The sequence below is a fragment of the Capnocytophaga sp. oral taxon 902 genome (assembly GCF_013394735.1).
GTDB classification, from domain to species: domain Bacteria; phylum Bacteroidota; class Bacteroidia; order Flavobacteriales; family Flavobacteriaceae; genus Capnocytophaga; species Capnocytophaga ochracea.
This window is the reverse complement of sequence record NZ_CP058261.1, coordinates 2,090,098-2,103,678: the sequence shown is the minus strand read 5'-3', so window position 1 is coordinate 2,103,678 and position 13,581 is coordinate 2,090,098. Positions and strand designations below refer to the sequence as shown.

Below are 13,581 nucleotides of genomic sequence, written 5' to 3'. Positions count from 1 at the left end.
AATTTATTTAGTTTTTTTGTCCCACCATACGTTAGTAGCAGCGTTATCAGTACCACCTAAGAGGCCTTGAGCAGCTGTAACGTTTTCTCTGTTTTGTTTAAATTCATTTTCAGGGAATGGGAAACGACGCATACCGAAATCTTTACCAGAAGCAGGGATATTTTGCACTCCTACATTGGTTCTGTTTAAAGCGGCTGTAAACATACGAGGGTAGCCCGTACGACGCCATTCACTCCAAGACTCGAAACCATTAGGATAGTTAGCGAGGTATTTTTGAGTGATAATTTGCTCTAAATGGTCTTCAGTACTACCGCTGGTGAGCCATTTTTTATCAATAGTGCTCGCTGCACTGATGTTGTAAACAGAGTTTTTAGGGTCGGCATAGTTAGCGGGTTGAGCACTACTATTGTAATAGCTTTGCGCTTGAGCAGCAGTTAAACCATTTTCGGCGAAAGATACTTCAATACCTTTTTTGTACAAATTTTCGGCAGTATCGTTAGTATACCATCCTATTAAAGCAGCTTCAGCGAGTAAGAATTGCACTTCGGAAGCGCGCAACCAATAGGTAGGAGTAGTTTGCACTACAGTAGGTACTGAGAAGTTTTTGTAAACAGCTACATCGGTGGTAGGGTCGATACCAGAGCGTACAGCGTAGAAATCGGAGGTTTGAGTATCGGCAGTTGCCTTGGTAAAGTATTTAGCCATACGAGGGTCGTCATATCCTTTTAGGTAAGAATAGATAGTCGCCCCCATTTTAAGCTCACCATAACCTAACATAGTTACCAAGGAATGGTCGAAAATATATTTACTAGAGGTTACTAACTTACCTGCTTGAGAATCGTCTTCAATAAGTCCACCAGGATTCGTAGTAGCTTTGATTACATATTGTTGAGCGAGCGCTTGGTCGGCAAAGCGTACACGCATTGCTAAGCGCAACATCAATGAATTAGCTAAGCGTATCCATTTAGCAGTATCACCTTGGTACACAGGGTCGAAGTTTTCTAACACTTTGTTGTTAGCTCCATATTGATTGAGTATGGTTACTGCATCGTCTAATTCTTTTAAGAAAGATTTGTAAACTTTTTCTTGGCTATCGTATTTAGCTTTGATTTTACCAGGTTCCATATCGCTATAAGGGATAGGACCAAAGAGGTCGGTAGCGCGATGCATAGCCATTATTTTTACGATTTGTGCTAAAGAATAAGCAGCTTGGCTTGTCAAATCTTTAGGGGTATACACCAATTTACCATTTACAGTTTGGACATTGTGCAAGCGGTTTTTAATCTCAAAATAAGGGTTCATCACCTTTGTAATAAGTGTAGAGAAAGTACCATTGGCACGGAAGTCGGACACATAGTAACTAGTTTGGTTATTGCCATTATCCCAGTGATTACGCCCTGGAGAGAAGTAACCTACCCAGTTATCAGTACTCATATTTTGTACTACTTGATAGTCGTTAGCAGGGTCAACACCTACTCCTGTAGGGACGGGGCGTTGTACCAGCTCGGTGAAATATCCACCAGAAGCATAGCCACCACGGTTAATATCCTCATCGGTAGGTTGTGTTTTATTAGTATTTACATCGGCAAAATCTTTAGTACAAGCACCGAGTAATATACCTGATAATGCTACAACTGCTATATTTTTATTGAATATTTTCATTGTTTTGTCGTTTTTGAATTAGAATTTAATTTTCAAGCTCGCACCGTAAGTAGCTGCACTTGGAGTCATAAAGAACTCAGTAGTAGCATAGGTACCTACACCATAAGTAAGTTGAGGGTCGAAAGGAGCTTTGTTGTAAATCATCCAAAGGTTAGTACCAATGGCACCAATCGTTACGCTTTTCACTTTATCCCAGAAGTGTTTACCATCTATAGTATAGTTGAGTGATACTTCTTGGAGACGTACGTTAGTAGCGTCGTAAGAGTAATAACCAGGAAGGTCTTTAATGGTATTGTAGTATTTTTGAGCGTCGTATTTTTTACCATTCACTACTACTCCATCATTATCACGAGCATCGGCAGAAGCTTTTGATACTCCATAAGCATCGAGCATAGGTTGTGTACCTGCTAAAACGATACCTCCAAAGCTACCGTTGAACAAGAAGCTCAAATCGATACCTTTATAAGAAAGGGTGTTGCGCCATCCCATTTGGAAATCGGGGGTAGAACGTCCTAATTTTACTTCTTGAGTTTTATCAAATTTGTATTGAGAAGCTTCTTCGATAAGATCACCGTTCACATCGCGGAGCAATACACCTCTTACTACAACATCGGACATACTACCGCCTTCGCGCAATACAGTGCTACCTTTGCGCACTTCTGTAATATCAAATAATTCACCAGTGAAAGGATTGCGGTAACCGCGAACTAATTCTTTTATTTCGTTCACATTGCGTGAATAGGTAAGAGTAGAATTCCAGTTGAGTTCTTTGTTAAGGAATTCTTTATTGTAATTTACTGACAACTCAATACCGCGGTTTTCAACGTTACCTGCTTGCAAATAGAAAGAAGAGTAGATAGAAGAAGCGGACAATTGTTGTTCAAAGAATTGATTATAAGTGTTAGATTTGTACAAAGTCAAATCTACTGACAAGCTATTACCGAACAATTTGGTATTTAAACCAGCTTCCCAAGAAGTAGTGCGTTCAGCTTTAAATTCTGGATAAGGATATACCTTATTAGTTTTCAAGCCGTCGGCAGTAAGTTCGTGAGTAATAGTACCTGGAGTAATACCTGTTTTGCTGATAGGAGAACCTACCTCAGTATATGAACCACGTACTTTCAAATAGTTGATAAACTCAGGCAATTTTGCCATTTGAGAAATCACTGCGGAAAGCCCTACTGAAGGATAGAAGAATGAAGGTTCGGCAGAGTTTACCAATTGTGAAGACCAGTCGTTACGACCTGTAGCTGAGAGGTATAACATACCTTTATAGCCAAGTTCGGCACTTGCGAATACCGCTACGTTTTTAGCGCGAGAATAGCTCTGACCTGAGCCTCCTCGTTGAGGGTCGAAGTTAGTTGTTGAGAAGAGGTTAGGCAAACGGAACAACACGCCTCTTGCCGAAAGACCTGTGCTATAACGGTCGTTATAACTTGAACCAACGTTAGCTGTTAAAGAGAATTTTTCGCCAAAGTTTTTATTGACGTTAAACATTATATCGGCATAAGTTTGCTCATCTTTAGTTTGGGTATTAGCATAAGAACCGTTGTTGTTAGGCCCCCATTCAGTTTTCCAACCGATTAAGAAGTTGGTAGTGCTGGCATATAGTTTTTCTTCAGCAGTACCGTAGTCGTTATCTAAACGCACACGCCCTGTAACGTTCAACCAATCGAGGATATCGTATTTCAAAGAAGCCGACATCATATAGCGTTTCTTGTTGTTCAAGAAGAGTTCTCGATTCGCTACCCAATAAGGGTTTTCGGAGAAGTAACTGTCAACTCTATCAGAATAAGGTTGATATCTTTCATAAATACCTCTTGAAGGGTTGTAGCGTTCATAAGCTTGTACATCGCGATAATCCATACTGCGTGGCATTAAATACAAACCTACTAAGGGGTTGAAATAACCACCTCCCGCCATCATATTACGGCTACCTTGGCGGATAAAGTTACCACTTACATCTAAGTGCAATTTATCTTTAGCAAAATTAGCGGTATTGCGCACCCCTACGTTGTAACGATAGTAAGCGTTGTTAGGAATGAGACCTTCGGCATTGGTTTGTGCAGCCGATACAAAAGTTTGGTTTTGAGCGTTCCCTGTAGAGAAGGTAACAGAGTTCATAAAGTTTGTACCTGTATTGAAGAATTTACGAGGTTCGAAAGTAGAAGGTGTTGCTAATTTAGCTCCCCAGCTTTTATCACCATTACTACCATAAGTATTTTGGAATTCAGGTAATAATATAGGAGTCATCAACTCTACACTGCTGGATAGGTTTACTTCAGTTTTACCTTCTTTACCTTTTTTAGTGTTGATAAGGATTACCCCGTTAGCGGCTTCACTACCGTACAAAGCTGCTGCCGAAGGACCTGTAAGTACGTTGATACTTTCGATATCCTCAGGGTTGATATCTGAAATACCTTCTCCTCCACCTGGACGACCGAAGTTATTACCTCCGCCATCACTTTGTTTGTTGAACAAAGGCACCCCATCAATCACATAGAGCACACCGTTATTACCGTCCAATGATTTGAGACCACGCATTACCACTTTGGTAGAACCACCTACCCCAGAAGAGCTACGTTGGATATTCACCCCCGCTACTTTACCGTTGAGGCTATTTACCACGTTCACGTCTTTCACTTTGGTAAGTTCTTCCGACTTCACTTGTTGTACGTTATAACTCAAGGCTTTCTCTTGGCGTTTGATACCCAAAGCGGTTACCACTACTTCACCAAGTTGTTGTGCTTCTTCTTGTAACACCACATCTAAAGTAAGAGTACCGCTCGCTTTCGTAACCTTTCTTTGCAGAGTACTATACCCCAAGAAGCTGTACTCAATAGTTTCATTGGCAGCTGCTTGTAGTTCATACTTCCCGTCAAAGTCAGTTGAAACACCACGTGTTGTACCTTTAATCACAACACTTACACCTGGCAGTGGCATACCATCACTGCCTGTAACTGTACCAGTTACTTTCGTTTGTGCCATTAGCGCACCGCTAAACAATGCAAAAACGAACATTAGCATTGATATTTTTACTTTCATTACTTTATTGAATAAATTAATTTGGGCGCAAAATTAGGAATATTTTAACATAGCGCAAATTTTTTACCTTACTTTTTTCCTTTTTTTTCTCTTTTTCTTTATTTCAAAAATATATATTATTGATAATCAAACAGAATCAAAAGTACTAATTTTATATTTTTCTCCTTCAAAAATCTCCAAAGATTAAAAAATAATCTTCTTTATATCTATTTTATTAAAGAGAAGCTCATCTTATATGGTTATTTTTTTAAATCTATTTAATTATTATAACCAAAATAGTTTACACATTAAATTAAAGTCTTTTTTTCTAAATCAATACTCATTCTTAATATTTTCTTAAAACAAATGTTAAAGTCTTCTCCCCTTCATCTCAGCGTCTTTTCATCACTCCCTTTCAAAATCGCAAACCACTATTCTTCTCCCCTTCTCCCGACCATACACTTTACCAAAGTTTCTAATTGCTTTTCGTACTACAACCTTTTACAAAGTCAAAAACTAACAATAACCCTCTTTTTATCTCTACCTTACCTTTAACTTAGCTTCACTTTTTCTTCGTTCATTCTTCGTCTTTACGTCGCTTTAGTCCCCCCTTTGGAGGTAGCCAGCGATAGCTGGGTATGTGTACCGCGAAAGCTGGGTATGTGTAAGGGGAAGGTTACCTTTGTCTTTTCTATATCTGTCTGTGTAACTCACACCGTCTTTTATTCATTGTAGACCCACTGTAGACCCACTGTAGACCCACTGTAGACCCACTGTAGACCCACTGTAGACCCACTGTAGACCCACTGTAGACCCACTGTAGACCCACTGTAGACCCACTGTAGACCCACTGTAGACCCACTGTAGACCCACTGTAGACCCACTGTAGACCCACTGTAGACCCACTGTAGACCCACTGTAGACCCACTGTAGACCCACCCATTATTCAATTATCCTATAAGCTTTGTACAATCCTCTGCCAATTCCACCATTAACCACTAACCATTAACCACTAACCATTAACCACTAACCATTAACCACTAACCATTAATCATTGACCATTAATTCAAAAATTTGTTCATTTGCTAATTATTTTCTACTTTTGCCTACTGATAACCGATACTTGTAATCATAATAATGAATAAAAATGCTGTATTAGGGTGGGCAACCCTCATAATGATAGTAGTAGGCTTAGGGCTTATCGCTTTAGGAGCCTTTAAATACAACGAAGTAGCAGGCTTTGGATTCGGAGCAGTAGGCATCGGCTTTTTTGCTATTGCTTGGGTATTCAACGCCCTCAAAGGAAGAGTATGACAATTTGCTAATTTGTTAATGTGATAATTAGCAAATGTACATACCCTACTCATTTGCTAATTTACTAATTTGCTAATTAAAAAATTATGAATATACCAGAACAATTTCAAGTAAAACCCTTTCGCCAAGACACTTACCTTATTGATGGCGAACTCCGTGAGTGGAAAGGTGAGTTCACCAATATCTACTCCACTATTTCTTCTACTGAAAAGTATGAGCATACCCTCTTGGGTAGCGTGCCTTCGTTAGGCAAAGCTGATGCTTTAGAAGCCCTTCATTCGGCTACCGAGGCTTATAACAAAGGTAAAGGTTTGTGGCCTACAATGAAAGTAAAAGACCGCATCTCCGCAATGCTCAAATTTGTAAAACAAATGGAAAAGCAACGCGATGAGGTCGTAAAACTGATGATGTGGGAAATCGGCAAAAACCTGGACGACTCGCGTAAGGAATTTGACCGTACCGTAGAGTACATCTACGACACCATCAATGCTTATAAAGAACTCGATAACGAGTCGTCTAAATTCGTGCAACGCGATGGAGTCTATGCCCTCATTCGTCGTGGCCCCTTAGGGGTTGTACTCTGTTTAGGCCCTTATAACTACCCACTGAATGAAACCTTTGCACTGATTATCCCTGCACTTATTATGGGCAACACAGTGATTTTTAAGCCCGCTAAACACGGGGTATTACTCTTCACGCCTCTATTGGAAGCCTTCCAAAACTCCTTCCCTCGTGGGGTGATTAATATTCTTTACGGACGCGGTCGCACCGTTGCACCACCCATTATGGAGAGTGGCAAGGTAGATGTATTGGCACTCATAGGCAACAGTAAGACAGCTATTGCACTGCAAGACCAGCACCCTAAGAAAAACCGCTTGCGCCTTGTCTTTGGCTTGGAAGCTAAAAACCCTGGAGTAATACTTCCTGACGCCAATCTTGATTTGGCAGTAAACGAATGCGTGAAAGGAGCTTTGTCTTTCAACGGACAGCGTTGTACAGCACTAAAAATCCTCTACGTACACGCCAAGATAAAAGATGAGTTTCTCAAGCGTTTTTCCGAAAAGGTCGATGCGCTCAAGTTCGGTAATCCGTGGGACGAAAAAGTTGCCCTCACTCCCCTACCTGAGGTCGATAAACCTGCTTTCTTACAAGAACTCATAGACGATGCTCTTGCCAAAGGCGCTACTATTCAGAATAAAAAAGGTGGTCAGCGCACTGATAACTTCATTTTCCCTGCGGTACTTTATCCCGTTACCAAGGAAATGCGAGTGTATAACGAAGAGCAGTTTGGTCCCCTTATTCCAGTAAAACCATTCTCCAATATCAACGAGATTATAGATGAGATTTCCGATTCTAAATACGGACAGCAAATCAGTCTGTTTGGCGAAGACCCACACGAGCTCTCCCCTCTCATCGATATGTTGGTGAATATGCTCTGCCGTGTGAACCTCAACAGCTTGTGTCAGCGAGGTCCCGATGTATTCCCTTTCACTGGTAGAAAAGACTCAGCTGTGGGTACCCTAAGCGTACACGATGCCTTACGCTCGTTCTCTATCCGCACCTTTGTATCGTTCCAAAACAACGACTACAACGACAGGATAGTAGAGAACCTCCTCCGCACCGGCGCTTCTAACTTCATCAACACCGATTTCATTTTATAAAGTATATTTATAAGGTATATAAAAAAGCAGGTTGCTATATAGCAACCTGCTTTTTCCTCGTGACCGCAAGAGGAGTCGAACCTCCAACCTTCAGAACCGGAATCTGATATTCTATCCAGTTGAACTATGCGGCCTCTTTTAAACTATATATTACTAAGACAATAATCTCTTTACAATCTCCGAAATGAGCTTGCCATCAGCCTTACCTGCCAATTGTTTGGTGGCTACACCCATTACCTTGCCCATATCCTTAGGCGTAGTAGCACCCACTTGGTTAATAATCCCTCTCAGAGCAGTTTCTACTTCTGCTTCACTGAGTTGAGCCGGTAAGAACTTCTCTATCACCGCCATTTGGGCTAATTCAGGCTCAGCTAAGTCATTCCTACCTTGTTGTGCGTACAAAGCCGCACTGTCTTTGCGCTGTTTTACTAATTTTTGCAACAGTTTAAGTTCATCAGCTTCCGAAAGTTCTTCGGCAGCCCCTGCTTCTGTTTTGGCTAACAAAATAGCCGATTTAATAGCTCTCAACGATTCTAATGCCACTGTGTCCTTGGCTTTCATCGCTTCTTTGAGAGCCTCCATTACTTTAGTTTGTAAACTCATAATTTTCCAGTGTTTTGTGGGGCAAAAGTAATGCTATATTTGTAAACTGCCAACTTTTACCCCTGTTTTTTATTTCCAACGGAGGCTTTCCATTATCCTTCTCACATCTTTTTCTAAATAATTACTCGCAGGTTGTACCGAATCGTAATTAGGAACCACCCTAAAATACACCGAACCTGATATAAAATGACGCACACTATCAGTAGCGTAAAACTGTGCTTGCGAAGCTGCATTGCCATACACTTGGTAAAACATACCGTACACTTTGGTCGTATCGTTCATAAATACTGTCGAAGCAATATTATCCGCTTTAATCGTATGGTCATAAGTAAACTTCTGTGCATCACTCAGCAACTGACGGATATTGCCATTCACATTTTTATAAGTGAGATAAACCGTAGCCTTCATCGCAGGATATTCTATATTAACATCACACGAATGGGGTTTGTATTTCAATTCCGATAGCGTATTTACCTCAAAAGTAAACGGACAATTAGGCAATTCGGTTACTTTCTGATACGATGCTTGCGGGTATTCCAATCGCAATACTCCCTTAGGCTTAGGTAATATATCAGTACCACAAGCTACTAACAATAGCACTACACTACTCAACAGACTATAAATAAGTTTTTTCATACATCACACTAATACCAAAAAACCTCAGCCACTTATGCTAAGGTTTTTCAGTGTAAAAAAGTTTTTATAATGGGTGAAAAATTATTCTACAGGTTTTTCTTCTGCTTTCACTTCTTTTTTCTCACCACCTTTTTCGTGGCAAGACTTTTTGCCATCTTTCTTACCGTCTTTTTTGCAACAAGATTTCTTTTTGCCATCTTTATTGCACTCTTTTTTCTCGCCGTCTTTATCGCAAGATTTCTTCACTTTCACTCCTCCGTTACCATCTTGGTCTACGATAAGGCTTTTAGCGATTTGATTTACATTAAGGGTCATAGCCCCTACATTAGTACTAAATGCAAACATTACAAATGCTGCAACAATTAATTTAAAAGTGTTCTTCATACAATTTTATATTTAGTTATTAATTTTCTGTTTATCAATATATTTCCTTTCTTATCCCAACATCGCATATCCCATTGTAGCAACGCCTATTTCCACATTGGGTACGGTTTTCAAAAGCTCATAACAGTTCGTGAGCGTGGCTCCTGTGGTCACCACATCGTCTACCAAAAGCACCTTCTTGCCTTCTATTCTATGAGTATTTTGAAGAGAAAATATATGTTCGCTCTCCTTCAAACGTCGCCACACCACCTTTCGGGTCTGCGTAGTATTAGCTTCAATTTTCACCAATACATCATCTATATAATCAAGGTGTAATACCGAAGCCAATGTCCTGCCAAACAAGGCTACTTGGTTGTATCCTCGCTTGCGTTCTTTGCTTTTGTGTAAAGGCACAGGCAACACCACCTCAGCCTGCTGAAATAGGGGCGCATTCTTTATCTTTTCACCGAGCCATTGCCCTAACCACTCCCCTATCTGCTCTTCTCCTTTATACTTCAAAAGATGTATCAAATGTTGTGCCATATTGTCCTTTTTAAAGTAAAATAATGCAGTAGCCGCAAACACTTCGCACTCTTCTGTCAGTCGCTGGGTAAACAAATTTTCCGCCTGCAAATGAAAGTTCGTTTCTTCCAACTTTTCTCTACAATTTACACACAAAAATTGCTCACCTGTAACCAACAATTTTCCACAACCTCTGCAATAAGCAGGTGATAACACCGAAAGTATATCCGATAAAATCATAATTCTTTTAGCTAATAGGTCGTTAATAGCTTCCTCTTAAATCCACCTTCTCTCCTTCCGCTCCTCGTTCATCGTTCGTCTTTTGTTCGTTGTAGACCCACTGTAGAGCCACTGTAGAGCCACTGTAGACCCACTCTTTGTTCATCTATCCTATAAGCTTTGTATAATCCTCTCCCAATTTCACTATTAACCATTAACCATTAATCATTAACCACTAACCATTAATCTAAAACTTTTTCGGCAAATATACTCCTTTTTCCAAAAAATAATAGTACCTTTGTCCAATTATTTTTGATCTGAAACAAAACTTAATCTATTTTTACAACTGAAAATCAATTGAATATATGGCAAATACAGACGATCAATTCAAAAAAGTTATTGCTCACGCCAAAGAATATGGCTTTATTTTCCCTTCAAGTGAAATCTACGACGGTCTTGGTGCCGTGTACGATTATGGTCAAAATGGCGTTGAACTAAAAAAGAATATCCGCGAATATTGGTGGCGCGCAATGGTGCAGATGAACGAGAACATTGTGGGTATCGATGCTGCTATCTTTATGCACCCTACTACGTGGAAGGCTTCTGGGCACGTCGATGCTTTCAACGACCCTCTTATCGATAACAAAGACTCTAAAAAACGTTACCGCGCCGATGTGCTCGTAGAAGATTACGTCGCTAAACTCGATGATAAGATTGAAAAAGAAATCGCTAAAGCTCAAAAACGCTTCGGCGATGCTTTCGACCGCGAGCAGTTTATAACTACCAATCCTCGTGTGTTAGAATACAAAAAACGTGGCGAAGAAATATTACACCGCTTGGGTAAATCGCTTGAAAAAGAAGACCTCGCCGATGTAAAAGCCCTTATCGAAGAACTCGAAATTGCCGACCCCGAAACAGGTTCTCGCAACTGGACAGATGTAAAGCAGTTCAACCTAATGTTCGGCACCAAAATCGGCGCCTCTGCCGATGCCTCTATGGATTTATACCTACGTCCCGAAACCGCTCAGGGTATTTTCGTAAACTTCCTAAACGTGCAAAAATCCGGACGTATGAAAATTCCTTTTGGTATCGCCCAAACGGGTAAAGCCTTCCGCAACGAGATTGTGGCACGTCAGTTTATTTTCCGTATGCGCGAGTTCGAACAAATGGAAATGCAATTCTTCATCAAACCAGGTACCCAACAACAATGGTATGAGTATTGGAAAGAAACCCGCCTCAAATGGCACTTGTCCTTAGGAATGGGTGAAGAAAACTATCGCTACCACCCACACGAAAAGCTCGCCCACTACGCCGATGCTGCTTGCGATATCGAGTTCCGTTTTCCATTTGGTTTCAAAGAATTAGAAGGTATCCACTCTCGTACTAATTTCGACCTCGGTAACCACGAAAAGTATTCAGGTAAAAAAATGCAATACTTCGACCCCGAAGAAAACAAGAGCTATACTCCTTACGTACTCGAAACCTCTATCGGGCTCGACCGTATGTTCCTTGCGGTATTCTCCAATTCATTGCAAGAAGAAGCGTTAGAAGGAGGAGATACCCGTACCGTATTGCGCTTGCCTTTTGTGTTGGCTCCTACCAAAGTAGCCGTATTGCCATTGCTCAAAAAAGACGGACTTCCAGAAGTTGCCGAACAAATTGTGAACGAGCTAAAATACGATTTCAATGTAGCTTACGACGAAAAAGATGCAGTAGGTCGCCGTTATCGTCGCCAAGATGCCGTAGGTACACCTTTCTGCGTAACCGTCGATCACCAAACTTTGGACGACAACACCGTTACCTTACGCCACCGCGACACTATGGAGCAAGTGCGCATTGCCATTCCCGAATTGCGCGCTGCTATTGCCAAAGAAGTGGATATGCGCAATTGGCTTCACAAATTAGATACGAAGTAAGAGATAAGAGGTAAGAAAATGACTGAAACTCCAACAATCAAACGTCCCGTGCCCATAGACGAAGAAGTGTTGTGGGATAAAACCACTACCCTGATGAGTCGTACCAACAAGCACGGACATATAATGGAAACCAATAAGGCATTTCAAGAAGTATCAGGCTATACTGAGGCTGAGTTATACGACCAGCCTCATAGCCTTATCCGCCACCCCGATATGCCCAAAGTAGTTTTTAAAATACTGTGGGAAAACCTCAAAGGGCATAATAATTTCCACGCTATCATCAAGAACCTCTCTAAAAGCGGGCGCTATTATTGGGTGATTACTAATTTTGAAATCATACGCAATGAGCAAGATGAAATTACTGCTTTTGTATCACACCGCAAAGCATTGCCTAAAGCACTCATCAGCGAGCATATAGCCCCTTTGTACGAACGACTCTTAAAGATAGAAAAAGCCAATGGTTTGGAAGTAAGCGAACGCTATTTCAACGGCTTTTTAGAAGACCGTAAAACTACCTACGATGCTTTCATTCGTCAGTTGCTCAAAGAAAATGCTGAAGAAATCAAAGCCTTCTATAACAACAAAAACACCGATAGCTTTTTAACAGAACTCATTCGATGAAATACTTTTTACTATCCTTTCTCCTTTTCTCCCTATATCCTGTTACAGCACAGGAAAACGACTCTATTCCACAAACTACATTGGATAGCATTGCAAATGCTTTGCAAGGCTCACACCCATCTGAAGCAGATTTATCAGGCAAACAATATAAAATCAACGATAATCTAACCTATGTATACCAAAAACCGCGTTTTGTGGATATCTTCAACAAAATACCACGCAACATAGGTAAATCAGCGGTCGAGATGGCGTCTAAACCGAATTATCCTTACGGATTGGCAGCTATTGGAGCAACCGCTGCACTTATCCCCGCTGACCCTTGGCTCATTAGAGAGAGTAGAAATTTGGGAGAGAATTTAGGATTAAATGAAGCACATACCTATAAAAAGTTAGGTTTTTTGAAGATTATTCCCGCCGATGTAAACTCAGCAATGTACTTTATTGGCAATGGTACGACTTTTATCATCATCAGTGGGGGGATGGCTACTTATGGTCTTATCACAGGTGATTATCGCGCCAAAAGTACTGCTATGCAGATATTGGAAAGTATTATTGTATCAGGGGCATTTGTACAACCCATCAAGCGACTCACAGGGCGCGAGAGTCCTTTTATAACCGCAGACGACGGGCGTTGGCACAGTCAGTGGACGTTTGCTCCCAGTTTTAAAGCTTACCAAGAGGATACCCCTATGTATGACGCTATGCCCTCTGGACACCTCACTACTGCAATGTCAGCACTCACAGTGATTGCCGAAAACTACCCTGATTACAAATGGATAAAGCCCGTAGGTTACACAGCCTTAGGCTTGATGTGCTACGAGATGATGCAAAGTAAAGTACACTGGGCTTCCGATTACCCTATTGCCCTATTTGTGGGCTATATCACCGGTAAAACGATTGCTAACAGACGCATTACTAAAATAAAAAAAGAAGACACTTTCTTAGTTAATAAAGTAAAATATAATTGGGAATTCTGTACCTCCAACACTTGGGAAGGATATCAGCTACTTGGAGTAAATATTAAATTTAAGTAAGGAAGA

The 13,581-nt window shown here is 40.8% G+C and carries 13 protein-coding genes and 1 tRNA gene; 5 read left to right on the top strand and 9 right to left on the bottom strand.

Going from position 1 to position 13,581, the window contains the following annotated elements:
- Positions 1 to 3 precede the first annotated feature (3 nt).
- The 3 genes from HW278_RS09060 to HW278_RS09050 all read right to left on the bottom strand — a co-directional run bounded on the left by HW278_RS09060 (position 4) and on the right by HW278_RS09050 (position 5,636).
- The gene (locus tag HW278_RS09060) at positions 4 to 1,662 is read right to left on the bottom strand and encodes a SusD/RagB family nutrient-binding outer membrane lipoprotein (protein WP_178977600.1); all 1,659 of its coding nucleotides are present in this window, start codon (positions 1,660 to 1,662) and stop codon (positions 4 to 6) included.
- 18 nt (positions 1,663 to 1,680) lie between these two features.
- Complete coding sequence (locus HW278_RS09055) at positions 1,681 to 4,707, bottom strand: SusC/RagA family TonB-linked outer membrane protein (protein ID WP_178977599.1); 3,027 nt, start codon at positions 4,705 to 4,707, stop codon at positions 1,681 to 1,683.
- A 701-nt stretch (positions 4,708 to 5,408) separates the two neighbouring features.
- Complete coding sequence (locus tag HW278_RS09050; protein WP_178977598.1) at positions 5,409 to 5,636, bottom strand: hypothetical protein; 228 nt, start codon at positions 5,634 to 5,636, stop codon at positions 5,409 to 5,411.
- A 187-nt stretch (positions 5,637 to 5,823) separates the two neighbouring features.
- Here HW278_RS09050 and HW278_RS09045 point away from each other — a divergent pair, with 187 nt between their 5' ends.
- Positions 5,824 to 6,000, top strand: coding sequence for a CAL67264 family membrane protein (locus tag HW278_RS09045; protein ID WP_002675432.1), 177 nt, complete (start codon positions 5,824 to 5,826; stop codon positions 5,998 to 6,000).
- Positions 6,001 to 6,086: 86 nt separating this feature from the next.
- Positions 6,087 to 7,661 carry an NADP-dependent glyceraldehyde-3-phosphate dehydrogenase gene (locus HW278_RS09040; RefSeq protein WP_178977597.1) on the top strand — a complete coding sequence of 525 codons (1,575 nt, stop codon included), beginning with the start codon at positions 6,087 to 6,089 and terminating at the stop codon, positions 7,659 to 7,661.
- A gap of 60 nt (positions 7,662 to 7,721) precedes the next feature.
- Here HW278_RS09040 and HW278_RS09035 read toward each other — a convergent pair.
- The 6 genes from HW278_RS09035 to HW278_RS12710 form a co-directional block, all read right to left on the bottom strand.
- Positions 7,722 to 7,795, bottom strand: a tRNA-Arg gene (locus HW278_RS09035).
- 19 nt (positions 7,796 to 7,814) lie between these two features.
- Entirely contained in the window at positions 7,815 to 8,264 is a 450-nt protein-coding gene (locus HW278_RS09030) for a GatB/YqeY domain-containing protein (RefSeq protein ID WP_015782518.1), read from the bottom strand.
- A 69-nt stretch (positions 8,265 to 8,333) separates the two neighbouring features.
- A complete protein-coding gene (gene gldD, locus HW278_RS09025) occupies positions 8,334 to 8,900 on the bottom strand; it encodes a gliding motility lipoprotein GldD (RefSeq protein WP_002675426.1) in 567 nt (188 codons plus the stop codon).
- An 81-nt stretch (positions 8,901 to 8,981) separates the two neighbouring features.
- Positions 8,982 to 9,284 (bottom strand): hypothetical protein, encoded by a 303-nt coding sequence (locus HW278_RS09020; protein ID WP_002675425.1) that lies wholly within the window; start codon positions 9,282 to 9,284, stop codon positions 8,982 to 8,984.
- Positions 9,285 to 9,335: 51 nt separating this feature from the next.
- A complete protein-coding gene (locus HW278_RS09015) occupies positions 9,336 to 10,025 on the bottom strand; it encodes a ComF family protein (RefSeq protein WP_178977596.1) in 690 nt (229 codons plus the stop codon).
- A gap of 22 nt (positions 10,026 to 10,047) precedes the next feature.
- Complete coding sequence (locus HW278_RS12710) at positions 10,048 to 10,170, bottom strand: hypothetical protein (RefSeq protein ID WP_255493597.1); 123 nt, start codon at positions 10,168 to 10,170, stop codon at positions 10,048 to 10,050.
- Between the two features lie 199 nt (positions 10,171 to 10,369).
- Between HW278_RS12710 and HW278_RS09010 the strand changes: the two genes are divergently transcribed.
- Genes HW278_RS09010 through HW278_RS09000 form a run of 3 tightly spaced genes read left to right on the top strand, consistent with a single transcriptional unit; the run spans position 10,370 to position 13,575 of the window.
- Positions 10,370 to 11,920 (top strand): glycine--tRNA ligase, encoded by a 1,551-nt coding sequence (locus tag HW278_RS09010; RefSeq protein WP_178977595.1) that lies wholly within the window; start codon positions 10,370 to 10,372, stop codon positions 11,918 to 11,920.
- An 18-nt stretch (positions 11,921 to 11,938) separates the two neighbouring features.
- Positions 11,939 to 12,541 carry a PAS domain-containing protein gene (locus HW278_RS09005; protein WP_178977594.1) on the top strand — a complete coding sequence of 201 codons (603 nt, stop codon included), beginning with the start codon at positions 11,939 to 11,941 and terminating at the stop codon, positions 12,539 to 12,541.
- Positions 12,538 to 13,575, top strand: a complete 1,038-nt coding sequence (locus HW278_RS09000) for a phosphatase PAP2 family protein (RefSeq protein WP_178977593.1) — start codon at positions 12,538 to 12,540, stop codon at positions 13,573 to 13,575. Before HW278_RS09005 ends, HW278_RS09000 begins: the two co-directional genes overlap by 4 nt.
- Positions 13,576 to 13,581: the final 6 nt, after the last annotated feature.

Bases quoted from the DNA above. Each gene is read 5' to 3' on its own strand.
- HW278_RS09060 (WP_178977600.1), bottom strand. From the start codon at position 1,662: ATGAAAATATTCAATAAAAATATAGCAGTTGTAGCATTATCAGGTATA.
- HW278_RS09055 (WP_178977599.1), bottom strand. From the start codon at position 4,707: ATGAAAGTAAAAATATCAATGCTAATGTTCGTTTTTGCATTGTTTAGC.
- HW278_RS09045 (WP_002675432.1), top strand. From the start codon at position 5,824: ATGAATAAAAATGCTGTATTAGGGTGGGCAACCCTCATAATGATAGTA.
- HW278_RS09040 (WP_178977597.1), top strand. From the start codon at position 6,087: ATGAATATACCAGAACAATTTCAAGTAAAACCCTTTCGCCAAGACACT.
- HW278_RS09030 (WP_015782518.1), bottom strand. From the start codon at position 8,264: ATGAGTTTACAAACTAAAGTAATGGAGGCTCTCAAAGAAGCGATGAAA.
- gldD (WP_002675426.1), bottom strand. From the start codon at position 8,900: ATGAAAAAACTTATTTATAGTCTGTTGAGTAGTGTAGTGCTATTGTTA.
- HW278_RS09020 (WP_002675425.1), bottom strand. From the start codon at position 9,284: ATGAAGAACACTTTTAAATTAATTGTTGCAGCATTTGTAATGTTTGCA.
- HW278_RS09015 (WP_178977596.1), bottom strand. From the start codon at position 10,025: ATGATTTTATCGGATATACTTTCGGTGTTATCACCTGCTTATTGCAGA.
- HW278_RS12710 (WP_255493597.1), bottom strand. From the start codon at position 10,170: ATGAACAAAGAGTGGGTCTACAGTGGCTCTACAGTGGCTCTACAGTGG.
- HW278_RS09010 (WP_178977595.1), top strand. From the start codon at position 10,370: ATGGCAAATACAGACGATCAATTCAAAAAAGTTATTGCTCACGCCAAA.
- HW278_RS09005 (WP_178977594.1), top strand. From the start codon at position 11,939: ATGACTGAAACTCCAACAATCAAACGTCCCGTGCCCATAGACGAAGAA.
- HW278_RS09000 (WP_178977593.1), top strand. From the start codon at position 12,538: ATGAAATACTTTTTACTATCCTTTCTCCTTTTCTCCCTATATCCTGTT.